This is a genomic window from Flavobacterium sp. 3HN19-14 (assembly GCF_051373205.1).
Classification (GTDB): Bacteria; Bacteroidota; Bacteroidia; order Flavobacteriales; family Flavobacteriaceae; genus Flavobacterium.
Genome location: NZ_JBPPZT010000001.1, coordinates 2,718,030 through 2,744,739 on the forward strand (window position 1 = coordinate 2,718,030; position 26,710 = coordinate 2,744,739).

A 26,710-nucleotide genomic window follows, 5' to 3' on the forward strand; every position below is an offset into this window, starting at 1 on the left:
TAAATTCAAAAAATGCTTATGCGTACTATCTTTTTAAAGCAAAATGCCCTCTGTAAATAATCTCCTTATTAGTAACCCGGATTATCCTGAACCAATAATCATCCGCAGGAAGTCTGCGCCCCTGGTACGTACCATCCCAGCCACCACTGCTTTTATCCAGTATGGTGATAATTTTGCCATACCTGTCGTAGATTTCTATATTGAAAAAAACCTGCAATTGTGAATATTTTACTTTCCATGTATCGTTTGCCCCGTCGCCGTTGGGCGTGAAGAATTTCGGATAATCCAGAACATAGACTTTTTTCGGTATTCCCGGGCAATCTCCATTTTTGATGTATAGTGTGTATTCGCCGCCAATCAGATTCCCAAAATAATTGCTGCCCTGAAAATTCACGCCGTCCAGAGAATAAGTATAATTGGCATCAAAAGGCAAAATCGTAATTGAATTATTATCGGTCATATCATCGACCTGAACGTCATCTATGACAGGCGGACTGAAAAGTACTATCGATAACGTAACTACCCGGAAACATCCGGATTGTATTGAATATATCCTTACGTAAAGCGTTTGCTGGCTGGCAGGATAATTATGGAAATTAGTAATCGGATTTACATTAGCATCTGCGTCATCATAAGAATAGTGATAGCTGAAGGTATAATCTGAAGGTGAAGCATTGTTGGGCAGAAAATAAACATTGTGATCCGGTAAATCAATTCTTTTGTTACTGCCATCGTCACAAAAGCCTGCCGAATAGGTCGATTCGCCCCAAACAAAATCTGCAAGTGACAATGGGATTTTATTGCTTTGGCAATTTCCGGTATTTTGCGTAACATAATAAGTATTTCCCGCAATAATGGTTGTCGAAGGCGCTAAGGTTTCGGTAGCATCAGCCGCGTAAAATACCAGGTTTTGTTCGGAAATATTTAAATCAGAAAGCTTTATGCCTTCAAAATAACAAGGCTGAACCAATGCAACAGTCGGCGGCGCAGAGGCGGGCAATATTCCAATCTGTAACGGAAACCGCCCAAGCGCTGCACAATTATCAACGATGTGCTCATAATAATAAGTCTGTCCGTCAGTCAGCGGAAAATCAGCATTCAATCGCGTTGGAGATGTTGGTGTTGCATACCAAACAACATTTAATCCTTTTGGCTGTATGTCTGCAAACGTCGGATTCGGCATTTCTCCGGAGCAAAAGTTGTATTGATTGCCATACAGCGGTTGCACATCACAATTGCCCAATTTCAAGATGAAACCCATTTCCTCGAGATAAGTTGTGGTAACGCCATCTGAAGTAAGTTCATAAGTCAGCGGCGTTATGATATGTTCACCGTACAGGCTCGGGTCAAAGTCGGTTTGTCCCTTAAACGAACCGCTCAGAATAATATCATTATTTGAATCGGTGCACACCGCACGCGGAAATACAAAATTGTTACTAGTATTATTATACAGCCGCTTAAAATTACCCAAAACGCCATCTGGCTTTATCTTAAACAGGGTAGCTATCGCCGTTTCAGTCGTGATTACAGCATTTTGGCTGCCGTAATGCAGTTCCTTGTACTTTCCTGATTTTACAGGAATGAGTATTTCCCCATGCTGTTACACGTAAAATTTGCTACTTCCTGCACGCCCGATCCGTAAATAGGCACGCTCCAGATCAGGTTGCGGTTAACATCTATTTTGAACAAGGCCAGTTCTTCATCTTCAACGACCGGCAGGTCATTCACGGTAGTATTTGGGAAGGAAACCGGTAACGATTTTGTGTAAGAAGCCAACGCATAAATTTTATCCGAAGCATCCATTTGCAATCCAACAACAGAATAGTCCGACAAATCTACAATCCAGTCTTCAGTACTGTCAGGCAATAATTTGCATATGAATTTTGTGCTTTCCGGCGCGTCCGGCAAATGCTGCTGCAGCGTGGTACCGCCAAATGCAAAACTTTTCCTGAAGGAACCCGAACAGTAAATATTATTCTGGCTGTCGCAGGCAACACTCATGATGCCATTGTCTGAACCGGCGCTTTGTTCCTGAAAATGCTTGTCCCAAAGCATATTAAGGTCGCTGTCAAATTTCACTACATAGCCCCATTTCCGCATTGGGTTATTCAAATTAAATATCACGCTCTCGCCAACCGCGATCAGGTTGTTATCATGGTCTTTCACCAGGCCAGATTTACGTCAAAAAAAGTAACGCCATGGGTGATATAATTGCCGTCGGCATCTAATTTTACTACAAAACCGTAAGAATGATTGCGTATCAGATTTTCATGAGTGGGCGCATAAACATTCGGCATAGTGGGATTTATCGGATTCGGGTCGAGGTATAATTCCGACGCAACCGGCTCTGCATAACCGCTGATGAACAAATCGCCGCTATCGCCAATTACAATCGACCCAAATTCGTACCGCCCACCCGGATTGAACTGTTTTACCCACAATATATTTTTATCTTCATCAAGCTTCATGATAAAATAAGCCGTGGTAGTAGGACTGTTATAAACCGTTTCCTGCTGGCCATCACCGAAATCATGTCGGCCAAGGTGATGTCCCAAAGCATAAATTTCATTATTAGCATTCGTCGCCAGGTGCGTAACACGGGAATACGAAATATCGCCCTCATTAATATCTTCCATCTCCACTGTATACAACCATTTAAATTCCTGCGCTGAAGTTTTGACAGTGAAGCATACCAGAAAAAAAAGCAGCAAGAGTGCTTTTAAATGACGATGGGTGATACTTTTGGATAATAGGATCATGGTATTTTCTGTGTTTCTAAAGTTAATGAAAATTAGATGTTCAGATTGTTAAATAATTTTGGAAATGAGATTGTACAAATTTTACTGTATTTTGCGCTTTGTCAAAATAAAAAAAACCGAAACTTTAGCTCCGGTTTTTTGTTTAATCCGTTAAATTTATCCGGCGCGCAACCGCATACAATTAGGATACAGTTCACGAATGGCATCGACAAATTATAAAAAAGAAATCCCGTTTTTCCACATTTCATCTGCTTCTTTTTTGTTATTTGGCAATAATATATCCAATGTCTGAACAGCATCCGCCTGTATAGATTCAACAAAAGGCCTTAAATCCTTATTGTATGTTTCGAAAGCTGATTGATAATCATCTGCGTGCTGTTCAAATGCATCTGCCAAAGCAAAAGCACCTATAATTGCCAATGAACCTCCCATTCCCGCAGCAGGAGAAGCGCAATAGCCTGCATCACCAACTAAAGCCACTCGCCCTTTTGTCCAGCTTGGCATTTTTATTTGGCAAAACTTATCGAAGTAAAAGGAATCAGAATTCAATAATTCGGTTTGTAATTCTGGCGTTCGCCATTTCATTCCCTGCATTTGTTTTGTTACGATTTCTTTCAATTGCTTTTGGTTACGAAAATCATAGGTAATTTCTTTTTCGGGTCTGAAAGTAAAAATCACATCTGTCTTATCGTTGTGAGCATAAAGTGCTGCACCCTTATTCGGTTCAGAGTACATTTGATAAACACCATTGTCAACCAATAGCTTATCCACAACTGTTATAGAAAAATATTGCCCCAGAAATTTAGCATACTCACTTTCGCTTCCAAACCAAAGTTTCCTTACGCCTGAATGTATGCCATCACAGCCAAAAACAAATTTATATTGGTCTTTAGAACCATCTTTAAAAGTTGCTTCAATATTGTTTTCAGTTTCATTCAGTGCTGTGATGCTGTTACTAAAAACTAATTTCACATTATCCTTGATTTGTTCGAGTAGCAAATTTAAAAGGGCATCTCTTTCAATCTCAAATTCGTCATCAGGGAAATCTTCTCCGGGCTGCCTTACTATTAAACTAAAACCGGTTTGGTCATCAGCATTTTTAAATTCCCATTTTTCAGTAACCTATTCTCAATGATTTGAGTATTTCAAATAGCCCCATTCTTTTTACAATTTCAATCGTAGTGCCCTTGATATCTACCGGCGTACCTCCTTTTTTAAGCTCGGGTGCCATTTCCACAATAGTTACCTCATACCCCATTTTATACATCCGGTACGCTGTAGCAAGGCCTGCAAAACTCGCTCCTGATATAAGTATTTTCTTATTCGCCTCCATTTTTATTGGTATTTAATTATGGTGCAAAGTTCAGCACAAAATTGAATCCGAAAAATAGTCAATCGAAGTAAGTATTGGATTATTCGTGGTTTTTCCTTTTAAACGCTAATGCCGTAATCCCTGTCACCTTGCGGAATAACCTTGTAAAATAAGGATAGTCGGCATAGCCCAGTTCAAATGCGATTTCTTTTACTGACTTATCAGTATGATACAGCAATCGTTTAGCTTCTAAAATGACCCTTTCATGAATAAGCTGCGAAACAGAAGAGCTGGTAGAATTTTTAATGCACTCATTCAAATACGGAGTCGAAATATTGAGCAATTTGGCGTATTCGCCTGGCCGTTTCAGCGTACCATAATTTTTTTCAAGTAATTGCCTGAATGATTTTGCTGGCCCTGTCATATCTCGAAAAATACGCTTCTGGCTTATTTTTATCAAGTAAATGCGAAAGCAACACGCCAACCAGTGTATTACAGCTGTCTCTTAAAGGAGCTGATGCAGCTTCATATTTTTTTGTTTGGATATAGACAGGCAGAACGTAAAACTACTGATAATGGTTTCCGTGTCTGTTGCTGTCAGGGCAAATGGCGCAACAGGGGTTATCTCTTCAAGTATTTTAAGGTAACCCGGATTAAGGTTTTCATTATCGATTGAAAGTGAACAAACGAGAATATTTTCAAAATCCAGTATTCTGTGCACCTGGCTTGGATGAAGATAAACTATGGCTGGTGAATAAACATCGTATGCCTTAAAATCAATTTCAATTACCACTTTTCCCTCTTCAAGTAGGTGGAAGGTATACCCTTCGTCTCTATGCGATTGTGATGATTGTTCCAATTCCTGATGCGTTTTAAGGCTGGACTTTTTAATGCTGTTTTTATCAATAGCAATGCCTTTGGAGAAATAATCTCTCATTGTGTTGACAGGAATTTCAATTCTATTTTTAGACATCGCCATTGTTGCACTAATCAAAGTATGAGCTAAAGGTATAACAAAAAGCTTTTTGATTAAATCTTCTGAGCAATTTCATCAAATTAAAAATTAAATGACGATCTAAGAGCGATAACCTGTCAAGCCGTTCATAGCGCTTTTGTTCTAGATAATTTTTATTAATAAATTCAGATGGGATCAAAATATTTTAAAATCAGGTATTTATACGTAATCCTATGTCAATTGTAAATAATATATTTAGTGTGTGGAAGATTTGGGTTACCAAATAAGAATAACGCCTCTTAAGTCTGTAACTTTCATAGCCTTTTAAAAAAAACTAAAAATCTATACTTTGAAAAAGCTACTTCTATTCCTTGCAATACTCTTTACGCTAAGTTGCTCTCAGTCATCTGAGGACACCCAGCCTGGTTCAGAAATAAGCAAACTACCTCCGGCTACACAAACCGGCGCCAGAAAAATAGGCTGCCTTTTAGATGGTGTAGCACTTTTACCCGACATTGCTCCGAATGCCTATAATTGCTTTTACCAATTCATCGATGGGGATTATTATTTCAGCGTAAGTATGAGAAATCAAAAGCAGGGAATATTAAAATCTGTCGTGATCGGTACAGACAAATTAGCAATTGCTCAAGGGCAGACGCTAATCTTAAAAGAAAATCTTGACGGAAATGCATCAGCACTTTATTATGGTGCCAACTCCAACAACGGCACTGATGAACTCTATTACACAAACGCAGCAAATAGCGGCCAATTAACAATAACAAAATTAGATTACACTACCAGTATCGTCTCAGGAACATTTTGGTTTGATTTCAAAGACAATAATAATGTCGTGCATCACGTCACCGATGGTAGATTTGATATGCGGTTTACACAGTAACCTTTAAACCTCAATACTATGAATCAAATTTGCTTTTTCAGGAAAGGCCTGATTTTGTTATCCCTTCTGGCTGTCAGTTTAGCAAGGGCACAAACAGTAGACACCAGCTACAAAAACCAGATTAATGCAACACTTGCCGGGCTTTCCAAAACGAGAGTACCTAACAAACTGCTTATTAATCAGGCGATGGAATTCGCCGAACTTTCAGATTACAGTGGCTCGTTTACTTCCACAAATTGGGCGACTAGCGGAAAGCTCACTTCGATTTACAACACTTTGGTAATGGCAAGGGTAAATCCCAAAGTATTGGGGATGGAAAACCCGGAATGGTTCAAATCCAACTGGAATAATTTAAGAAGCCCGGGTAAAATAGTTTTAAGCGGATTATATTACAAATACAGCAAGATCAAACCCGATGCATATCCGGATTATTTGGTTAATAATAATGGAGTTGTCACCGACAAGTTTGTGAATGGTGTATGGCAAAATCCTTATGTTGACCAACACGTTTTTGCTATCGCTGCACCCATCTTGGTCTATAAGAAATTGTCGATGAAAGTAGTGCTGCCGGAATCACTATGGTACACCAATCAGGCAAGCACGATACAAAGCATTGCTATAGATTTTGGAGATGGGTTGGGCTACCAAACCATGACGCTCGGGCAATTGAAAACAATTACCTATACTGCATCAGGTGTATATGAATGGAAATATAGGTTAAAGCTGACAAATTTACAAATTCTTTACAGCCATAGTAAGATTAAAATTGATGCGCCCGAAAGTACACCACAGCGACAAGCAGCTTCTTCTGGTCAGGTTACAAATGCTACAGCCTATTGTCCGGATGTAGACTCGATCTCTTTTCAGGGCACAAGGAATTACTTAAATATTGCAAATTCAGCTACGCTACAAATTAAATATTTAAATAATGATTGCATGATCAGGAAACCATTTATTATTGTCGAAGGCTTTGATAGCGGTTTATTGGGAACTGAAAATGGATATGGTGAGGCAGATTATTTTACCTTTAGAAATAAGGCCTGCAGGCAAACAGTAACAACCTTCTGACCGGCATTTATGGAAATTACGATGTAATATACATCAATTTCAGTAAAAGCAAAGACGATTTACGCCGCAATGCCTATTTGGTTGAAGACATTATAAAGTGGGTAAATGTACAAAAGTCCTTAGCGGGAAGCACCGCTCAGAACGTCGTTATTGGTCAGAGCATGGGTGGTGTGATTGCGCGTTATGCGCTGCGTGACATGGAAATTTTACAGCAATCCCAGCAAGGTACCGCCACATCAAACTCGCTTATTTATATCACATGATGCCCCGCAGCAGGGAGCCAATATTCCAATTGGAATTCAATATTTTGTAAGGCATATGGTTGATCAATTCGTCGACACACCAATTGGCGACGTCGCGATTAACATGGCAGATGGTTCAAACGTGAGCATCGAAGACATACAGGCATTATTTAACGCCCAGGGAACGAAACAATTATTGTCAAATTATATAGACGGCAGTTTTACGTTAAATAATACTGAATTTAATTCTTTTCAGACCGAAATTAAAAATATGGGCTACCCTCTTCAAACCCGTAACATTGCAATAAGCAATGGTAACCATTGCGGAAACCCCCAAGCTTTCAGTCCTGGCGCGACACTTTTTAGTTTAAACGGTGGAGCAAGTGCCACCCAGCTGACGACGTTCTTATCAGTGTTATTCGAACCGATAACAGGAGTTACGTCATTACCGCTCGCATTCGAATTTAACGAGCCGGGCCTGATCATTAATATGCTCCCGGGAAGCAGCAGCTTTAACATGGACTTTACCGCGAAAGCTTTGCCTGCCGCCGGAACAACCGCTCAGGTTTATCACGGAAATGTTACGTTTACAAAGAAAATTTTTAGCCTTTTCGGTTGGAATCCGCAAATTACTGTGACTTTAACCAATAGGTCATATAATAATCCAAGCCAGGTGGCTTTATCATATGATTATTATCCGGGTGGTGGATACATAATACCCATAGACTTCACTTCACCTCCGGGTACCAAATGGTACAATACAAATATGACAGTATTTGTTGAACCGCTTTTTGACTTCATACCTGTGCCAAGTGCATTAGATATCGGAAAAGGTGCTGTGGCGCTTAACAATGCTGACTACCTTACAAAATATAATTCGGTCACGCCACCTGTCGCTCCGAAAAATAGTCCTTTTATAAATTTCACGACTTCGCACAACCCGGGTAGTACTGCAAATGAAGAGCACATTTCATTCAACACGAGAAATGCAGATTGGCTTTCCACAGAAATAGATAATGTTTTAACGTCTAATGATTTATTTGACTGTACCTACGTATGCTCAAATGCATCGATTACTGGCCCTGAAAGAGTCTGCACCTCCGCCGGGTTTACAGCACCAACCCCTTCGCTTCCTTACTACAGCTGGACAACGACGGAGGGTAGCGCATTAGTGAATTTAACGAATAGCAACACACAATATGTAACTGTTACGCAAACGGGTACAAATGCTGCATATTCGGGCTACGTAACACTACAATTAACTTACGGGGGTACCAAATGCGGATATGCCACGGTGACTAAACGAATATTTGTCGGAACGCCGAGGCCAACTATTGCTGGCTGTGTCGATTACGGCAGTTATGACGCACCTTGCGTGATGCACGACGCACCTTACAACAATTACTTATACTATACTTTAAGCGCGGATCTTGGTACATATACCACTACATCAGCCGATTGGCAATGGGAGAAAATATCAGGGAACTTTAACTTTATGCCTCAGTATGGTCTAGGAAACGCAAGTACAGTCTACGGTAAAAATACTGTGATATATCTTACAGCGCCAAACCCAAACGGAATTGCATTTAAAACCAGGGTTTATACCAACTGCGGTTGGAGTGAATGGAAGGTTTTCAATTGGTTCCCACCGGCTAACCGCGCAGCAGATCCAGATAAAAATGCATCACTTGAAGAATCAGACGAATTGATAAAAAAATCAGGAAATGTCTATAAGGTATTCCCAAATCCCAGCAACAATGTTGTAAATATTGAACTCAGGGATGAAAATAATAAACCGGCAAACGGCTCAACCGTTTCAGGCGAACTTTTTGATATGATGGGACAATCAAGATCAAAAGTCGAAATTATTAATAATAAGGCAACTTTCTCTGTACAGGGACTTAGCAGAGGAATATATGTGTTGAAAATCTATGTGGACAACCATATTGAAAGCCAGCAAATCTCAATAAAATAGATAAAAAAAAGCAGTTTCCGGGTGAGCCGAAAACTGCTTTAAATTGTTTTGATTTTCAAAATCACCTTATCGATTGAAAAAAATAGCTCCTGAAATACTATCAGGCATTCTTAAAATTTCATACGGTTTTTTAAAACTAAATTGTTAACAGGAAGCTAAATTCTATTTTTGGGCATTGAAATTATTGAAATCCTTAATCTCCAATGAAAGGCGTTCGTTCTGATTTACAGATGCAAATTCATCTTGACTCATTTGATGCTCAAATCTATTTTTAGTCAAAATATCAATCGGGTTATTATTGCTCCTTTAAAGCAATTAAAGATAATTCTTGATTCATTCTCAAAGTCAATCTGATAATCGTATGGGCTAAATCGAAGTCGTAAATCCTCATCTGAAGAAATTAATTGTTTTACAAAGTTACACTTTACGATTTTTAATGCAATGATGGCAATAATTTCTGCGGCAATTGGAATTTGGAGTTGCGCGACTAAATTTTTTTAAAAATATTCTTTTAAAAATCATATCCATTTTTTCTATAACTTCGGCAAACATCAACAAAATTCAGCGATTAGGTCAGTCACGAATACAACTAAAACGTCAAACATGAAAAAATTACTACTTGCCTTTATTATCTTAAACACCTGCGGGCTGCGTGCTCAAACCATCTCCACATTTCTGGATACCGAAAGCAGCGGCTGCTCCGGCATGATGATCGCCGGCAATTACCTTTATGTGGTATCATCATTCAACGGAAAAGTATTCAGGAAGGCATTAACGTCGACAGACAATAGTTACGAAACGTTTGACATTGGCGGCAGCGGTTACCAAAGTATTTGCAAAATCGGTGATTTTATTTATGTCTCGAAGCCTGCCAATGGTGCTCCCGGCATTTATAGATTCAATCCAGATGCTGCAACTTTGGTAACGCAGAATATTGTGGACTTCAATTCAATTTATGGACTGGCAAGCAGAAATTCTGAATTGTATTTCAGCTATCTGGCTAAAATTTATAAACTTGACTTAAGCACGCCTGCCCTGATGCTCGTCCTTGTTGCGGATAACTTAACTGGAACGGCTGGCTTTAATGGCAGTACGATGGGCCTTAAAGTGTATGATAATAATTTGTATTATACCGAATCAGACGGGATTACGAAAGTAAACCTCGACTCCCCTGCTTTTGAAAGTGTATCGCTGTCTGCATTCACAGGCACAAGCCTTGCATTGGCTGATAATGGAAAATTATACCTGACCGGCGGCGCGGATTTCACAGGTATTTACGAACTTGACCTTCAGGCACAGACGTATACGTTGCTAACGCAAATTGATAATTTTATCGGCACTCTCGACATCGTTTATGCCAACAACGCACTATTCGTAACGACGCAGGAAGGCGATTATGATAAAGTCGCCAAAATTGACATTTCTAATTTGAATACCGAAATTATCCCGAAACCGATTCCGCAGGTTTATCCTAATCCTGCTGATGATTATATCAACGTTGCAGGTTTGGGTGATGAGAATGTTGTGATTATTGACCAATGCGGGAAGGTGATACCTGTGAAAGTGGTGAATGGGAAGGTTGATGTTTCGGGGTTAGGTTTGGGGGTTTATTTTGTTAAAACCAATAACGGCGTTGTCAAATTTGTCAAACGGTAATATAAGCTAAACAAAAATCCCGGTCGTTGGACGGGATTTTTATATTATAATTTTAAGTGTTTCGTTGCTTAAATTCAGTTCTCAATGCCGAAAAATCTTCTCTAATACCTTGCAGCACATCCTTTACACTCATCACACCTAAATCATCCTGCTCAAATTCTTTTGTCGCAATACTGCATGCATACCTCCATACTTCAAGCACATCAGAGTATTTAATTTCATAAGGTTGGTATATCGTATTGTCAGACTTAGCAACTAAAGATTCGTTATCATTTTTGACAACCCTTTTATAGACAATCCCATGTTCTTTGGTAATAAGTATATAAGTTTTATCATCAACTATATAATCCTTTTTTTCTACATACTCCCCTACTATAAACGAGCCTTCCTTATGCGGAGGCATCGAGTCACCGGTAACCGGAAATGCACGATATTTTCCATTTCTCAAAAAGGGCAGCGAAACATGCTGAAGGCTCTCTATAAATTCAGGGTCAGAATAACCCGAAAGATAACCTGCTTGTGCTTTTTCAGGAATCATTTCAATTTTATTTTCTCCTGCCGGATCAACTGTTATTGGCAATAATATCCTGTTCTCTTCAAGTTGAAGCAAATCTTCATAAGGAACTCTCCTGATGTCAAATGACAACAGCAGATCAATGCTAACATGATAATAACGTGAAATCCTTTGTAGGCAATCTAATGGCGGGTCAGTTGCACCTTCGTATTTCCTGTATCTGTCACTAGGAATTAACAGTGCATCGGCAATCATTTGCTGTGTCAAACCATTTTTAACACGCAGATATCTAAGGTTATCAGAAAATATTGACATATGTAAACAGGAATATAATTCCATACAAATGTAATAATCTTTCGGAATTTCATTCCTGATTTTGTAAATATATTTTCAATGACGGTAAGCGTTTTCACGCACAACGGCAGATACGTGAAAGTGTCAGCATGACAAACCGCGGCAAAAAATGAAAAAAACACATAATTAATAAGCATTCATGCCTTAACCTTTAAAAAGATTTTAAAAATCTTCAATACGTACGTAATTGTGTTTTAATGCTACAATTATCGCTCCGATAAAGTTTTTGAATTTGTTTTATCAAGTATGTTTTTTCTATGTGTTTCCACGGTACTCGAAGAAATATTCAATTTATCGGCTATCTTTAGGCTGCTCATTTCAGCTGCAACCAATTTCAGAACTTCAATTTCCCTTGCTGTAAGGCTTTTTAGAATGGGTAATGATGAAATATTTGAGTTTAGTCCGTTTTTTGGGATTGCCCAATCCAAAATATTATCACAATAATAGCCATCATTTATGATTTTCTGAAGCGCCTCTTTTAAATCATGAGGATAATCTTTTTTTAACAAAAATCCATGTGCCCCAAGAGCAAGAATTTTAACGAAACTTTCAAAATCTTTTAGGAAGTAATTTTAACCTGCCTATGAAGATATTAGTCTGTTTAAAAACGGCTACAACATCCTATAATTCGGCTACATCTGTCCGCGGTTCGCTGCTGAACTTTGTACTGTAAATTTTAAACAACTACATTATGTCAGCAAAAAGCAAAATAGCACTCGTAACAGGCGGAAGCCGGGGCTTGGGAAGAGATATGGTCATCAATCTGGCCAAAGGAGGAAACAACATCATCTTTACTTACAATAGCGATAAGGCAGCCGCAGATAAAGTCGTGGCAGAAGTGCTCGCTACGGGTCAGAAAGCCATCGCATACCAGTTAAACGTCAGTAAGATAAGTACATTCGATGCCTTCGTACGGGATGTAAGCAATCATCTACAGGAACACGAAGGAAATCCAAATTTCGATTTTCTGGTCAACAACGCTGGTGCCGGATTATACGGTTCAGTAACTGAGACCACCGAAGAACAGTTTGACCAAATGATGAATGTGCACTTTAAAGGCGTTTATTTCCTTACCCAAAAACTGTTGCCGATATTAAATGACGGCGGAAAAATCATCAATATCTCTTCTGGATTGACAAGGATTTCATTCCCGAATGTTTCTGCCTATGCAAGCATGAAGGGCGCGATAGAAACCTACACAAAATGTCTCGCCAAAGAACTCGGAAGCCGTAAAATCACAGCAAATGTCATTGCACCGGGCGCTATCGCTACTGATTTTGGCGGAGGCTCTAACAAATCCGATGAAAATAAAAGGAACGCCATCGCCTCCATTACAGCCTTGGGGCGCGTTGGTGAGCCGGAAGACATCGGCAGCGTCGTAGCTTTTCTGTGCACGCCTGCAGCAGATTGGATAAACGCGCAACGGATTGAGCTTTCAGGTGGAATGATGGTTTAAAATTCGTAAATTTGACACATGAGCCAACAGTCTGTACATCGCGTAAAATCAATAGCGGAATTTCATAAAATGAAAGGGCTGCCGGCACCGCAACACCCTTTAATCAGCCTTTTCGATTACAGCAAAATCGAATGTTCGACCGAAGTGAACCACAAAAATTTTGTCTTCGATTTCTATCATATTTCGTGCAAGCGAAGCATCGGGCCAAATACAAATACGGCCAGGGCAACTATGATTTTGATGATGGCGTAATGTTTTTCATTGCGCCCAACCAGGCTTTCGGCATCGAACCGATTGCAGAAATCGCTACGCCCAAAAGCGGCTGGATGCTGATGATACATCCTGATTTCTTATGGAATACTACCCTGGCGGCACATATCAAAAACTACGAATTCTTTGGCTATGCAGTAAACGAAGCGTTGTTTCTTTCTGAAAAGGAAGAAGCGACGCTTAATGCGATTGTCGCCAATATCGAGCAGGAATACAACGGGAATATCGACAAGTTCAGCCAGAGCATCATCATTTCCCAAATCGAGACTTTGCTCAATTACTCAGACCGCTTTTACCAACGGCAGTTCATTACCCGGAAAATCAGCAGCCACAAGATGCTCGAAAATGTAGAGAAAATTATCGAAAGCCATTTCAACGATGAGAATGCCGCCGGGCTGCCCACAGTGCACGACATTGCAAATGCGCTGAACATATCGCCGATGTACCTGAGCAGCTTATTGAAATCGTTGACAGGCCTGACCACGCAACAGCACATTCACGAAAAATTAATCGAAAAAGCCAAAGAAAAGCTCACGACGACCGGCCTATCGGTTTCAGAAATCGCTTTCGATTTGGGATTTGAACACAGTCAGAGTTTTTCGAAATTATTCAAATCAAAGACGAGTCAGTCGCCATTGGAATTTCGCGCTGCTTTTAATTAACTTGGCGGCAGAACAGTCGCTGGTAAATTATAACAGCGGGATACTGACCTTACTCGCTTGTTACTTTGCAGGATGGTTACCTAATGTTGAATAAATAATTAGGCAAAATAAATAATCCGGTTTTTTTAATGATTATCATAATATTGTAATAGCATTGTTATAATCCGTTTTTACTTCAAGCTTTAAGACTGTGAAAATTTAGCCTGCAACCTTGCACAGTCGGCAATACCGGTTGCTATTTTTTGTTGTAACCTCAATTTACTTTCCCATAAATTTTTAAACTTATTCAGCTACATCACTTTAACATAGTCTGCGTACACTTAAAAACTTTATATTTGTTTAAATAATTTTCCATCATGATTAAAAATATACCCATTTTAATTTTTATCTGTTTCTTTTCAAATCAAAATTTCGGCCAGTGTGGAGGTGCACAAACTTTTACGGCGCAGGCAGATATAGATAATTTTGCGACCAACTATCCTTTTTGCACCAACATGAATTCTACCCTGGAAATAACCGGTAGCGACATCACAAGTCTTGAGGGTTTAAGTCAATTGTCAGGGGGTGCAATATTGTACATCCATGATGTTCCTAACTTATTATCGTACGCAGGATTAAACAACCTGACAAGTTTATATTCACTAAGGATCAGCGGTCAGGTACCTTCCCCAATATTCGGCTTTTCAAGTTTACAACACATCGAGTCCAGCCTGACGATAACAAATTCCGACGTATCGTCAATTCAGGGATTTGTTGCGCTCGCCGATGTTGGATATACCGTTCAAATTACATCCAATCAGTACCTGACTGATATTTCGGCATTTAATTTTCTTTTCAGCATCGGAGCCGGTCAGGATGTTCCAACCGACGGTTTGATAATTTCAAATAACCCGATGTTGGAATCAGTGCCCGGATTTGAAGTTTTACATACAATCAATGGCGCAATAAATGTATCAAACACCCTTTGCCCAATCTGTATTTTCTTAACGGCATTGCAAGTTGCAGCGGGGTTACAATTATTGGAAATCAAATTCTTCAAAACCTTGATTATCTAAATGCTTTACAAACAGTCAACTGGCCGTTGCACATTGAGGGTAATCCGATGCTGTCGAGCATCAGCGGGATACAGAATATTGACCCGGAACTTTTGACGAACCTCATACTTTTAAATTCGCAGTCGTTGTCAGCATGCAGTTACCCTAATATATGCACTTATTTAAGCAACGGCGGGAATTATACAATCAGCGGGAATTCATTAGGCTGCCAGAATGTTACAGATGTTTTAAATGCTTGCGGTTTAGGAAACGCCGACTTTAATTCAGGAATACGCTATTACCCAAATCCCGTAGCGCGATACCTGACTCTGGAGGAAGTCGATTTTGACAATGCTGCAATCTACAATTCCCTGGGCCAAAACCTGGAGACGTTCCCAAAAGCAACCGATGGCCATAATTACCAGATTGATATGGTCAACTACGAAAAAGGAATCTATTTTTTAAAAATAGTGCAGGGCACAAAAGTAAAGGTTTTAAAATTTTTGAAAAGCTAGGAGATGAATACCGGCTTACATGCGTTGCATACCGTTACAAAATTCTTAACAACTCAGCTAAATTAGTTTAAGACAGGATTTGAATGTATCAGAATGGTATAATATAAGAATTATCAGCTCTTCCTGTTGTCAAAAAAATGCACCGGCTTCCTGCTCATTGGATTAAAAATTAATGGCCGCAAAGCTTCCGAAGTAGTAAATTCAATTTTAGGTGTAACACGCAATTTCGCTCTGAAATGGTCTTTCAATTCCTGTAAAAAAGTATCCGTTCGATTTTTCACGGCAATTTTGATAAGGATTTCATCGGTGCCCAAATCATTAGTATCAATCACGATGATATGGCTTTCAATCGCATCAAAATCATTTAAAACGTCATTCATCGCCGGTGGATAAAGGGTCGTGCCTTTATATTTGATCATTTGCTGCTTGCGCCCGATAACGGGTCCAACGCGAACGGTATTCCTGCCGCACTGGCAAGGCGCATCGTGCAATTGTACGATATCCCCTGTTTTGAATCGCAGCAAGGGCATCGCTTCAATGCCAAGGGTTGTAAAGGTAAGTTCTCCCGCTTCTCCGTTTTTTACGGGCTGGTTGTTATCATCGAGCACTTCTGTAATGATCAATTCCGGGTGATGATGCCCGCCGATACCGTGTCCGCATTCCGTAAAAGCGGTGCTCATTTCTGTCGATGCATACGTAGAATAAAGCTTAATACCCCACTTATCGGTGATTTTCTTAGAAAGCGCATTCATCGAAAAATCCTGGTTGCGCAGCGATTCGCCAATGCAGACTGCGCCTTTGATTCCTGAATTTTGATAATCGATATGATGTGCCTCCGCGTATTCAATCAGTTTTAGTAGAAAGGAAGGAACGGTAATCAAATGCGTGGGTTTGTATTTTAAGATGGAATCCCATTGCAGTTCCGGAATCCCCGCGCCAACCCGGATAACGCCGACTTTCATCTTCCGCAATCCCAGAAAATAAGCCAGTCCGGCCATAAAACGCCGGTCGATAGTGGTCATCAGTTGTACGATATCGCCTTCCTTAATTCCGGCGCAGGCAAAGGAAATCGCTTCATTATAGGCCAGTCGGTCCAGATCGGCATCTGTCATTCCGAAAGTAACAGGCTCGCCTAAAGTCCCGGAAGTCGTTGCATAATCAATGATTTTAGTGGTCGGGACACATAGGAAATCATTGTTGTATTTTTGTAGATCTTCTTTCGTCGTAATAGGCAATGAAGCTAAATCGTCAAGAGATTTTATCGTATTAATATCAATATTTCCCTTTTCAAAAAGCGCTTTGTAAAATGGCGAGTTTTGCTTGAGGTAAGCCAGCAATTCAAGTAAACGTTGTCCCTGAAATGCTTTTATTTCGGCTGCCGAAGCGGTTTCTATGGGTGGAATCATGATTGCTTTCTTTTAATTTTTCTGAGGTATTTCCGGATTTCCTTTTGCTCAGGAAGTGTCGTTATTTCTTTCGTCAGTGCCATTTCAAAATTCTTTTTGGCGGCATCATAAAAACCTTTGTCATAGCAATATTTGCCGGTTTTATAATACACCACCCAGTAATCCGAATTTAACGATTGGTAATTCCGAAGGAAATCTGTCGGGACCGTCAAATCTTCTTTCAGGAAGGCATCCATTTTGCGGTCTTCAATCCGGAATTGTTCGTAATTTTTATACGCCTGCGTTTTTAAAAACGGATCCGCCGGAATATTTTTATTTTCCTGCTGCAAGGTAACAATTGCATCTTTTAAATGCCGCTCCCCGAAGATTTTATTGAGGTCATAACACACAAATTCTCCCATTTGGTAAGGATTCGCAGAAACCCAGACCAAACGCTGTTCAGGTTTAAAGATGATACCATGGTGTGCCAATAGCTGGTTCAGCGCTTTTTCATTGCCATAACCTAGCGGAAAATCGTTGAGACCATCTTTGTTTCTGAGAATAGCTGCTGCTTTTTCAGGATTCAATTGCTTATTTTCGGCGATAAGTTCAGTCAGCCTGTCATAACGGTATTTAGAATGGCTGTTTTCAATTTGATTTTGGTTTCTTTCGCCGTCTTTTAAGGCTTCTCCCTGAAAATGATTGGTACAAATCAGCTGGTTGCTGTTCGGCACCTGATAAACGTCCATTTTATCAGGGGCGACTTCAATGAGAACCGCTTTCTTGTCATGCGCGCTTCCCACCATAATCGATTCTGAAACAAATACTTTTCGCTTTTTGGCAATCGCAATCGCTTCATCGACATTGGATGCATATTGCAGGATTTCACGTGCCACAATCGAAATCGGCGTCTTGGCAATCAACGGGATTTTAGATTTCGAAGCGTTGATGGTAACCGTAATCCCTTCGTTATTCATCCCGGAACACGCGCCAATCATGCCCGCCCAGGTCACCATCATAAACGGATAACCTTTGTCAGGTTTTACAAAAGCTACGATTTTATCTTTCGCGAAATCATCGCCTGCATAAAAATCAAAATTGCGCCCGAGAATTAAAGTGCCGTCTTCGGATTTATCGCCCAGGCCGCAAATGAGGAACAGCCTACCAATGCCAGATCCTGCAGGGCATGGCCGATGTCGTGTGCCCCGTGCAGATAAAGGCTCCTGAGATAAGGCGTTGCAATATCATCGAATTCATGTGCCGAATAGCGCGAGATGCCATAGATTTCTGTTTTGTATTCTTCGGTTACATTGCGGTATAATTTGCGGTTGTACCATTTCAGGAATGTTCTTAAAAGTTTTTGCTTTGTTTTCGAAGGAAGGATTTCCTTTATTTTTCCGAAGAAAACCTTTTCCTGTTTCTTGAGTAAACTATCTGAAAGTGCGCCAAATGCGAGTCCGCGCTCTAAAGGATCTCCTTCGATATAAAGCTCCCAAAGCCCTTCCCTGTTTTTGACTAAAGTATTATTCCCGGAAATAAACGTTGTATCAGAAAGCTTTGTAACCACCGGAACCGCGTTATCATAAGCCGATAAATCTGGCAGGTTGCGCATAGATTTTGCCGTGCCGCAGGAAAATAGCGACAGCGTTACAACAGCGAATAACATTGAAAAAAGAAGCTTTTTCATAATTATTTGCATTTATGCGTTATCGAGAGTGGCGTTGATTTTGTCAACAAGATATTCTTTTCCGACGATTTCAGAGCAGGTTACAACTGCTCCGATTGTGACCCCGAGCACGCCGTGCATATTGATGCTCTGCCCGGTAAGATACAGATTATTGAGCTTGGTTTTTGGGGCAATGAAGGTTTTCATCGGGTTATCTGAATCCTTTACATAACCATACATATTACCCTCAAAACCACCAATATAATCACGGTAAGAAAGCGGCGTCGAAGTGTGGATTGATTTAATGCAATCTCGTATTCCCGGGAATTTTATTTCTATTTCCTGAAGGAATTTTTCAGCCTTTCTGGTTTTAAATTCTTCATAACTTTCTCCGCGATCCTGTTTTTCTGCAGTTGTATTGAACGTTTCTTCCCACTGCTTGACTTCGTCGTATTTCATGTAAGTCAGGAATGTCATGCCATCCGTAAATTCATCATCTTTTCCGGCGTTCATCGATGCCATGAAAGCTTTTGGCCAGGTATTTTCGTCGTATTCGAATGCATTCCATACACCTTTACTGTCTTTGAAATGGTAATAATTGTAATTCCTGTAACGGAACGTATTCGGCTTGAAAACGATATAAAGACTAAATGCGGAAATTACACCTTCAAGACTTTGGATCCTGTTGAAATAAGCTTTCCGGAACAGCTCCTCACCTGCCATTTTCAATGTGGTCTTCGGATCGATATTCGAAATGAACATGTCTGCCGCAACGGAACTTCCGTCTTTCATCTCAACCGATTTCACATCATTATCAACAACGGTAAACTTCACTGCTTCTTTGTATTTGTATACTTCGCCGCCGTGCTTCTTAAGCTGCTTGATCAATTGCTTCGTAATCTGGCTGCCGCCGTGAATGCAACGCCATGCACTTTGAATGTATGAATTCACCGAAAGCGCATGAACATACAATGGCGACTTATCGGCAATTCCGGCATAAAGGAAATTCGTGCCGCCCAACACCGCGCGCAGTTCCTCATTTTCAGTAACGCTGTCTATGAATTCCTTGGCATTTACAGAAAGGATTTTGGTGTCGTAATCCCCGCCGTTCTTGAGGTTATAAAGCGGAAATGAATCACAGGTAGCAACAATTCCCTCACAATATTTTTCAATATTCTGCTTTTCTCCCGGGAAAAATGCTGCAAGTTTGTTCGTGAAATTCTCATAGCCCTGTGCATGCGGGAATTCCTTGTTTAGATCTTCAAACGAAATGATATCAAAACCATCAACATCCATTTGCCTGATATTGAGGTCGTCCATAATCCCGATATATTTGAAGTATTTGTAAAGATTCTGGCCTTCGCTGAGTCCGCCGATGTAGTGGATTCCTGTATCGAAAATCGTCTTATCACGCACAAATGTCTGCAGGTTCCCGCCAAACTGGTTGTTCTTTTCGAGCACGCATACGCTGTAGCCTTCTTTCGCCAGAATGATAGCCGAAACAAGCCCGCCAAGGCCGCTCCCGATGATGACTATGTCGTAATGCTTTTTCAATTTTTATTTTTTCTTACGCAGTAACCCGAATAAAAGCGGTAAAACTGTCAATCTTTTATTTTTATTTGCTACGAATTAATTTGTGTAAATTTGTGAAATTCGTGGCTAAATCATCTCTCATTCTAAAATTACGCTTTCTTTAAAACAATCAAATTGTTTTCCGTAGCGATTATCTTAAACCCTGATGCAACAATCGCTTGTTCTAATGATGAATTTTCAATCAGGATAATAGTTTCAGACAGTTTCACAAGTTCAGGCAAATCGGCTGCAAAAATAACATTTGAAATCAATATACAATCATATTTCCTGTTTTCAATTGCACTTAAATTATCCGGATAAGAAATCGCTCTTTTATACAATACATAATTCGTTTTGGCAATATTCCGTTTTCGTTGGTCAACAATTATCGAATCGATTTTTCGTTGTGAATCCTGTTGCGCCAATAAAATATCGTATTGGCCAAGATCATCGCACAAACGTAAAATCCTGGCTTTCGGCGCAATGTATTGATTAAGCCTGTAATAAATCTCGAGATTCGCCTTCAGGTCTTTTTTGAGTGCGTCAATCACTTCATTTTCCTTGTAAGCAAAACTGTTCATTATCAATTTACGGAAATAATTCGGGCCTTCGTGCTCCAATCTTAATTTTTTATGATAAGATTTAAAGAAAGTGCTCATTTGTTTCGTCCTTTCGACGTAATCTTTGCCGTAAGATTGGTTTTCAGGCGTAATCCTTTCTAAAATCTCAACGACTGTCGGCCCGCCATTGATCACAAAATCGCCTTTTGGAAGGATTTCAGAATAGCCGTGAATCACGACCGGAATGATATCAAGATTTAATTCTTCGGCGAGGTAAAACGCCCCTTTGTGGAATCGCTTGATGGTATTGTCTTCAGATCTTGTTCCTTCAGGGAAAACCATGAGCGAAAAGCCCTGCTCGACTTTTTTCTTCAAATGATCGATACCGTTGTCAATGCCTTGTGATACCGGGTAAAAGCCCGCAAGCCTTACGCCCATTCCGAAAACCGGCGAATTATAGACCCAGTCACTTACAAGAAAAACAATTTTCGGGCTCAGCATTCCGACTGCGAGAATATCGAGGAACGAACTGTGATTGGCAATAATTACGGCTGGTTTGTCGAATTTTTCATTGCTTTTATTGAGTATTTTTCTTCTGTTAGACGGATAAGTCCAAAACACGCTTTCCATAAATTTTGATAAAACTGCGTGAAATGCGCGTAATTTCTTTTGTTTTGAAATCGGAATGACAAACATCATCGCCTTACTGAAAACGGAAAGCAGAAATCCGCCCAAACCGTAATAAATAAACGAAAGCGTAGAATGTACCATGCGGCGTATTTCAAACGGCGGACGGCCTTTGTTAACCCTTCCGGTCACGAAAAAGTGAAAAACGAGCGGCTGGAACACGAAAGTGATCAGCAATGTCGAGAACATTCCGATAATGGCGATTAGCGAAATGGATTTCAATGCCGGATGTTTCGCGAAAATCAACACGCCAATCCCTAAAATGGTGGTTGCAACAGAAAGCAAGATCGAGGTTTTGTATGTCGGCAGTTCAGGTTTCCCGAAAGTGTGCTCTTTTTGTAAAGCCATCGTCATGAAAATGCTGTAATCAACGCCAATCCCGAAAACCAAAGTGCAGACGATGATATTGATGACATTGAATTGAATGCCGAAAATCGCCATCAGTCCGGTGGTAAAAATCCAGCTGACCAATATCGGGACGATGCTGATAAATGCAAGCTCTACCCTTCTGAAAGCTAAAAACAATACCAGGAAAATGATACAAAACGAATAATCAATAAGCTTTTCAAAATTCGATTTTAAGGCTGTAAGAAACGTTTCGTTGGTTTCCTGCCTGTCGATAATGACGATTTTATTTTGCTTTTTGATATTGCTTACAAATGCGTCGCGTTTGTCATTGGCAACTTTCACCAAAGTCGAAATCGTATGGAGGTTATTTTTATTGGCAACAAATTCTTCAAGGAAAAACGACTTTATTTTTGCAAAATCGCCATAAGAAGCCGGCTGGAATTGCCCGCTTAACGTTGCATAAAATGTAGAAAACGCATCGTCTTTAAAGCCGAATTTTGTTCCGCTCATGACGAGTTCTTTGTGAAGATTTGCTTTTTTATCTGCAGTCCAGAACGCATTCCAATCGGCAATTTTTTGTTTTTGGACTTCTTCAGAAAAGATAAACCCGCCAATCGAACTAAAATTCAATACGTTTCCGGATTTCTTTTCTTCTCCTAACGCATTGAACAATTTATTGTTGTTTTCAAGCACTTCTTCGTAAGTATCGCCGTAAGTCACCAGATAAATCGACTTCGATGATAAATTGGCGATTTTATCCAGCTGGTGTTCGGTTTGCTTCAATTCCGGCGTCATGAAATTGAGCGCAGAAAGGTCTGTATTGAAACTGGCTTTCGAATAAGTAAACAGCGTAATTACCAATAAAATCAACGAACCACCCACGAGAAACTTATTCTTATGATATTCAAAAGTGCCTAGTTTGTCAATAATATTTGAATGAACAACCAATTTATCGCCTTTGATTTTATACAACAACGGAATCAATACCAACGAGAAAAATGAAGTCGCAATAACGCTTAAACTCGCAAAAATCCCCAAATCATTCAATGCTTCCGACTGTATGAAAAACAGGCACAGGAAAGTAATTCCTGTTGTCACGCCGCATAACATCAAGGGTTTCGAAATGTCTTTGTATAATAGTCTGACGTCTTTTTTATTCCGCAAATGCGTCAACACATATATCGAATAATCGGTGGTTTCGCCCAATAAAATCGAGCTGATTCCTAGTGAAATTGCAGAAATAGTACCTTTAAAAACATACAAAACCGCAAGTGCCACAACCGCACCAAGCAATGACGGAATGAAAATAATAACCGGCGTTGAGAAATTCCGGTAAAAGAAAACCAAAATCAAAACCAGCGTTACGACAGCAAAAATCGAAGTATTCCTCACATCAGCCTTGATTTGCGTCGCATTGGCAACCGCAACAGGCGTCGCGCCAAAATAACTCATCGACACTTTTCCTTTGAATTGTGTATTGAGATTTTTCCTGATTTGTTCCAGTTGCGCAATGAAAATCGTGTTCTGGTCGGTTTCATTCGCAGGTAATTTTGGCGTAATGAAAAGCAGCAGGTTCTTCTTATCTTTCGTCAATACAAATCCGTCCTGTAAGCCAAAATCATCGCCAACACTGAGTTGTTGTAATTTTTTTAAGGCGATGAAAGAAATCCCGAGCGGATCTTTCAGTATGAAATCTTTGGATACAAGTCCGGCAGGAGAAATGATTGATTTATAATCTGCCTCGATGATTTTCGGAATGCTGTCGTGGATGATTTTCTGCGAGATCGATTCATAATCGGATTTATCGAGAAAGATTGGCAGGTTATTGTATACAAAATCAATGGTTTCCTGAATATTTTCCTCTTCGACTTTTCCCTGGATTTTACCAACGTAAGGCTTGCATTTAGTTGTAACATCGTCAAGAAATACATTGGCATAAGCTGTCAAATCTTCAGGAGTGCCGCTATTTTCACTTTTGACAACAATCGTAATCTTATCCGCAAAATTAACCTGCTGCAATACTTTTGAAGTGATTCCGGACTGATCGTTTGACGGAATCAGTTGCGTGATATTCTCCTGAAAACTAATCCGTGAAGCCAGAAAACCCAGCAAAACTACAATCGCGACAAATATTCCGAAAAAGAGGAATTTGTGCTTACGCGCAAAGGAATTTATGGCAAGAAAGCATCGCTGCATCTATTTTTTGTTTTTTAATGTCTCGAAAACAGACAATGACAAATATCCGGCAAGTCCCATTATTGCTGACATCACCGCTGCTAAAATAAAACTTCCTATGAGATACTGACCGATATTTTCCTGAATATCTGCCAACGTCATAGAAGTGCTTAAAATTACGTCTTTTTTAGCTGGAAAAAAATAGCCGCCCATTTTTAATGAAGCGTAAATGACAAAAGGAATCAGTGGCGCAATACTGATATTCGAAAAAGTAAAGGCTATGGCTTTGTTAAGCCTGAGTGCCGTTGCCAGCAGTAAAACCAAAACGGTGTGGAAACCCCAGAACGGGGAAATGCCAACAAAAACGCCCAATGCAATAGAAAGTGACTTTTTTAATTTGCTGTCTTCGTTGTGCAGGATATTTTCTAAAAAGAACTTTTTAAATCCTTTTTTTTTTAGGCTGCGCACAAAATCACGCGGCTTGATGTAGAACAACGCGATGATGACCAAAACAGTATTTAAGATAGAAATTCTGGTAAAATCCTTGAACGGGCGAAAGTGCGAAACGCGTTCATTCGGGTCATAAAGGATTTTGATTGGAATGTTTTTTACCGGAATTCCTTTCCATGAAGAACGAACAATAACTTCAATTTCAAATTCAAATTTATTCGTGAAATACCTTTTCGGCATTTTTTTTAATGGATACAAACGAAAACCAGATTGCGTGTCTGTCAGCCTTTTGTTGGTTTCAAACCAAAACCAGAAATTCGAAAACTGGTTGCCGAAACTGCTTTTCTTCGGAATATCTTCGGTAGTCATATTACGGCTTCCAATGACCAGCGCTGCGCCATTTTCTTCAATTTCACGGATAAAAGCCGGAATGTCTGAAGCGAAATGCTGTCCGTCTGAATCGATTGTAACCGCGTAATCATAACCCAGTTCCAATGCTTTTTTGAAACCTTTTCGCAAAGCCATGCCTTTTCCCCTGTTTTCAGGAAAATGGATTTGCGTGAGCTGCGGATAATTTTTAAGGATTTCCGGCGTCGAATCGGTCGCGCCGTCATTTACGATGATCACATCCTGCGTTTGTTCCAGAACGGAATCAATCACGCTGGCCAGTGTTTTCTGGTTATTATACGTCGGGATAATAACGCAAAAATGCACGTTTGCCACAGGATTTTCAGGGATTGTTGTCATCGCGTTACTTCACTATTTTACAGCCTGTTTTTCCTTGTCGGAAAAGCTCTTTGACTGCAAGATAAAGTTTTTTACGTATTCTTTTATAGCGCCGGATTGCTCGAAATGCGTCAGAATGAATTTTTTGTCGTCATCGATATTGCTGTGGTATGGCGCGATGGCCGGAACATTTTCCTGTACGCTCAGCCGAATGAGGTGGATTTCAATATTATTCGGTTCGGCATCAATAGCGAATTCTATTAATTTTGCGCCTTGCTTCAGGTATTTGATTTTTCCTGAAATATTCTTTGAGAATTTTGATTTCAGCGTAATCGAAGCGCCTTTGTAAGCCAATAAAGTCTTATCGCCTGAATTAGTAACGCCGGCTAATTTTTCCTGCAAAATGATAGCAGATTTCTCTGATTCGGATGCCGTTGGATACAGCTTCCTGATTTCAGAAATGTCAGTTATGACCAGGAAATTCAATACTAAAAATGCAGAAATGAATAATTTCATAAGCTTATTTTTTTGTAAACGATGCTGAGTTTTAAAGCCACCGTTTCATTAAAACAGGACGTATTTTTTACTTTTATAAGATCGCCGTCTTCTGTGATATCAAGATCAAAACGCAATTCAGGCGTAGCGAATGGATTAATCAAGGCCATGAATTTTACGTTGGAAAGACTTTGTACGACTAAATCAGATTTTGTAATTCCTTCTGTTAGTTCTTTGATGATCTGCATCATGCAAACGCCCGGCATAATTGGATTTCCCGGAAAATGTCCCTTAAAAATCTCATGATTTTCATTAACCAGAACAAACGCCTCATGCTGTTGCGGAGACGCTTGTTTCAGTGAATTTATGGTATAAAAATCTTTTAGCAGCATCATTTTTTATTAATGTCAAACGTATAAGAAACACCGATCTGGAAAGACTGGTTCAGTATGTTTCTGTAATCGTAATCATCGTAATAGTCATCATAATAGTCGTTTCCGAAAATATCAACCATTCCCTGTTTGATCCTCGCTTCAACCGTCAATCCGATTGGGAAAGTATAACCGATACCCGCGTGCAAAGACAAATCAAGCCCGATTGGTGCATCATTATCACCATTTTGACCGAAATTGTCATTCAGAAGGAAATCAACTGACGGGCCTACACCTACAAAAAATCCCTGAAAATTGAATTTATTGTAAACCACCAATGACAGATAATCCATTGAAAATTTATAATCATTAACGATAGCGCCTTGTCTTGAATAAACAACTTCCGGTTGCAAGGTGTAAAATTTAGTCAGTTTAATACCAAATTCGCCGCCGACGTAAAAATCAGATTTGTAAGAAGTATCCGGAACATCGGTAAATTTGGACAAACTCAGACCAGCCTTGATGCCCGGACGGAATTTCGACTGTGCATTACTCTCTGCAATCGCAACGATCGATAAAAACGAAATTAATAACAGCTTTCTCAT

General features: G+C 39.9%; 26 protein-coding genes and 1 pseudogene. 9 read left to right on the plus strand and 18 right to left on the minus strand.

What is annotated here, in order from left to right; translation table 11 throughout:
- Positions 1 to 25: 25 nt before the first annotated feature.
- From ACSLFW_RS14665 to ACSLFW_RS14695, 7 genes are all read right to left on the minus strand, one after another.
- Positions 26 to 1,411 carry a T9SS type B sorting domain-containing protein gene (locus ACSLFW_RS14665; protein WP_436556384.1) on the minus strand — a complete coding sequence of 462 codons (1,386 nt, stop codon included), beginning with the start codon at positions 1,409 to 1,411 and terminating at the stop codon, positions 26 to 28.
- A 161-nt stretch (positions 1,412 to 1,572) separates the two neighbouring features.
- The gene (locus ACSLFW_RS14670; RefSeq protein WP_436556385.1) at positions 1,573 to 2,166 is read right to left on the minus strand and encodes a hypothetical protein; all 594 of its coding nucleotides are present in this window, start codon (positions 2,164 to 2,166) and stop codon (positions 1,573 to 1,575) included.
- Positions 2,163 to 2,651, minus strand: coding sequence for a hypothetical protein (locus tag ACSLFW_RS14675; RefSeq protein ID WP_436556386.1), 489 nt, complete (start codon positions 2,649 to 2,651; stop codon positions 2,163 to 2,165). Before ACSLFW_RS14675 ends, ACSLFW_RS14670 begins: the two co-directional genes overlap by 4 nt.
- Before the next feature lie 321 nt (positions 2,652 to 2,972).
- On the minus strand, positions 2,973 to 3,758 hold the full coding sequence (locus ACSLFW_RS14680; RefSeq protein ID WP_436556387.1) for an FAD-dependent monooxygenase: 786 nt from the start codon (positions 3,756 to 3,758) through the stop codon (positions 2,973 to 2,975).
- A 115-nt stretch (positions 3,759 to 3,873) separates the two neighbouring features.
- Positions 3,874 to 4,092 carry an NAD-binding protein gene (locus ACSLFW_RS14685; protein ID WP_436556388.1) on the minus strand — a complete coding sequence of 73 codons (219 nt, stop codon included), beginning with the start codon at positions 4,090 to 4,092 and terminating at the stop codon, positions 3,874 to 3,876.
- 79 nt (positions 4,093 to 4,171) lie between these two features.
- On the minus strand, positions 4,172 to 4,495 hold the full coding sequence (locus ACSLFW_RS14690; protein WP_436556389.1) for a helix-turn-helix domain-containing protein: 324 nt from the start codon (positions 4,493 to 4,495) through the stop codon (positions 4,172 to 4,174).
- 81 nt (positions 4,496 to 4,576) lie between these two features.
- Complete coding sequence (locus tag ACSLFW_RS14695; RefSeq protein ID WP_436556390.1) at positions 4,577 to 5,050, minus strand: hypothetical protein; 474 nt, start codon at positions 5,048 to 5,050, stop codon at positions 4,577 to 4,579.
- A gap of 325 nt (positions 5,051 to 5,375) precedes the next feature.
- Here ACSLFW_RS14695 and ACSLFW_RS14700 point away from each other — a divergent pair, with 325 nt between their 5' ends.
- The 5 genes from ACSLFW_RS14700 (at position 5,376) to ACSLFW_RS14720 (ending at position 10,865) form a co-directional block, all read left to right on the plus strand.
- Positions 5,376 to 5,924 (plus strand): hypothetical protein, encoded by a 549-nt coding sequence (locus tag ACSLFW_RS14700; RefSeq protein WP_436556391.1) that lies wholly within the window; start codon positions 5,376 to 5,378, stop codon positions 5,922 to 5,924.
- Positions 5,925 to 5,942: 18 nt separating this feature from the next.
- Positions 5,943 to 6,992: a hypothetical protein gene (locus tag ACSLFW_RS14705; protein ID WP_436556392.1), complete on the plus strand. Its 1,050-nt coding sequence runs from the start codon at positions 5,943 to 5,945 to the stop codon at positions 6,990 to 6,992.
- 77 nt (positions 6,993 to 7,069) lie between these two features.
- A complete protein-coding gene (locus ACSLFW_RS14710; RefSeq protein ID WP_436556393.1) occupies positions 7,070 to 7,255 on the plus strand; it encodes a hypothetical protein in 186 nt (61 codons plus the stop codon).
- A 55-nt stretch (positions 7,256 to 7,310) separates the two neighbouring features.
- Positions 7,311 to 9,209, plus strand: a complete 1,899-nt coding sequence (locus ACSLFW_RS14715; protein ID WP_436556394.1) for a T9SS type A sorting domain-containing protein — start codon at positions 7,311 to 7,313, stop codon at positions 9,207 to 9,209.
- Between the two features lie 603 nt (positions 9,210 to 9,812).
- Positions 9,813 to 10,865: a T9SS type A sorting domain-containing protein gene (locus ACSLFW_RS14720; protein WP_436556395.1), complete on the plus strand. Its 1,053-nt coding sequence runs from the start codon at positions 9,813 to 9,815 to the stop codon at positions 10,863 to 10,865.
- A gap of 52 nt (positions 10,866 to 10,917) precedes the next feature.
- Here ACSLFW_RS14720 and ACSLFW_RS14725 read toward each other — a convergent pair whose 3' ends face one another.
- Positions 10,918 to 11,694, minus strand: coding sequence for an XRE family transcriptional regulator (locus ACSLFW_RS14725; protein ID WP_436557461.1), 777 nt, complete (start codon positions 11,692 to 11,694; stop codon positions 10,918 to 10,920).
- 245 nt (positions 11,695 to 11,939) lie between these two features.
- A complete protein-coding gene (locus ACSLFW_RS14730; RefSeq protein ID WP_436556396.1) occupies positions 11,940 to 12,242 on the minus strand; it encodes a response regulator transcription factor in 303 nt (100 codons plus the stop codon).
- 182 nt (positions 12,243 to 12,424) lie between these two features.
- Here ACSLFW_RS14730 and ACSLFW_RS14735 point away from each other — a divergent pair, with 182 nt between their 5' ends.
- From ACSLFW_RS14735 to ACSLFW_RS14750, 4 genes and pseudogenes are all read left to right on the plus strand, one after another.
- Positions 12,425 to 13,189 carry an SDR family oxidoreductase gene (locus tag ACSLFW_RS14735; protein ID WP_436556397.1) on the plus strand — a complete coding sequence of 255 codons (765 nt, stop codon included), beginning with the start codon at positions 12,425 to 12,427 and terminating at the stop codon, positions 13,187 to 13,189.
- 18 nt (positions 13,190 to 13,207) lie between these two features.
- Positions 13,208 to 14,121, plus strand: a pseudogene (locus ACSLFW_RS14740) (helix-turn-helix domain-containing protein).
- Between the two features lie 494 nt (positions 14,122 to 14,615).
- Entirely contained in the window at positions 14,616 to 15,176 is a 561-nt protein-coding gene (locus tag ACSLFW_RS14745) for a hypothetical protein (protein ID WP_436556398.1), read from the plus strand.
- 26 nt (positions 15,177 to 15,202) lie between these two features.
- A complete protein-coding gene (locus tag ACSLFW_RS14750; protein ID WP_436556399.1) occupies positions 15,203 to 15,670 on the plus strand; it encodes a T9SS type A sorting domain-containing protein in 468 nt (155 codons plus the stop codon).
- 113 nt (positions 15,671 to 15,783) lie between these two features.
- Here the strand turns inward: ACSLFW_RS14750 and ACSLFW_RS14755 are convergent, their stop codons facing one another.
- From ACSLFW_RS14755 to ACSLFW_RS14795, 9 genes are all read right to left on the minus strand, one after another.
- Complete coding sequence (locus ACSLFW_RS14755; RefSeq protein ID WP_436556400.1) at positions 15,784 to 17,076, minus strand: AMP-binding protein; 1,293 nt, start codon at positions 17,074 to 17,076, stop codon at positions 15,784 to 15,786.
- Entirely contained in the window at positions 17,073 to 18,224 is a 1,152-nt protein-coding gene (locus ACSLFW_RS14760; RefSeq protein ID WP_436557462.1) for a C45 family autoproteolytic acyltransferase/hydolase, read from the minus strand. Before ACSLFW_RS14760 ends, ACSLFW_RS14755 begins: the two co-directional genes overlap by 4 nt.
- Positions 18,167 to 18,742: a hypothetical protein gene (locus ACSLFW_RS14765; RefSeq protein ID WP_436556401.1), complete on the minus strand. Its 576-nt coding sequence runs from the start codon at positions 18,740 to 18,742 to the stop codon at positions 18,167 to 18,169. The genes ACSLFW_RS14760 and ACSLFW_RS14765 overlap by 58 nt, the downstream gene beginning before the upstream one ends.
- A 12-nt stretch (positions 18,743 to 18,754) precedes the next feature.
- Positions 18,755 to 20,275, minus strand: a complete 1,521-nt coding sequence (locus tag ACSLFW_RS14770) for a phytoene desaturase family protein (protein ID WP_436556402.1) — start codon at positions 20,273 to 20,275, stop codon at positions 18,755 to 18,757.
- A 128-nt stretch (positions 20,276 to 20,403) separates the two neighbouring features.
- Positions 20,404 to 24,084, minus strand: a complete 3,681-nt coding sequence (locus ACSLFW_RS14775) for an MMPL family transporter (protein ID WP_436556403.1) — start codon at positions 24,082 to 24,084, stop codon at positions 20,404 to 20,406.
- Complete coding sequence (locus tag ACSLFW_RS14780) at positions 24,085 to 25,260, minus strand: DUF2062 domain-containing protein (protein WP_436556404.1); 1,176 nt, start codon at positions 25,258 to 25,260, stop codon at positions 24,085 to 24,087.
- A 12-nt stretch (positions 25,261 to 25,272) separates the two neighbouring features.
- Entirely contained in the window at positions 25,273 to 25,755 is a 483-nt protein-coding gene (locus ACSLFW_RS14785; RefSeq protein ID WP_436556405.1) for a hypothetical protein, read from the minus strand.
- The gene (locus ACSLFW_RS14790) at positions 25,752 to 26,126 is read right to left on the minus strand and encodes a 3-hydroxyacyl-ACP dehydratase (RefSeq protein WP_436557463.1); all 375 of its coding nucleotides are present in this window, start codon (positions 26,124 to 26,126) and stop codon (positions 25,752 to 25,754) included. Before ACSLFW_RS14790 ends, ACSLFW_RS14785 begins: the two co-directional genes overlap by 4 nt.
- Positions 26,126 to 26,710, minus strand: coding sequence for a porin family protein (locus ACSLFW_RS14795; RefSeq protein WP_436556406.1), 585 nt, complete (start codon positions 26,708 to 26,710; stop codon positions 26,126 to 26,128). Before ACSLFW_RS14795 ends, ACSLFW_RS14790 begins: the two co-directional genes overlap by 1 nt.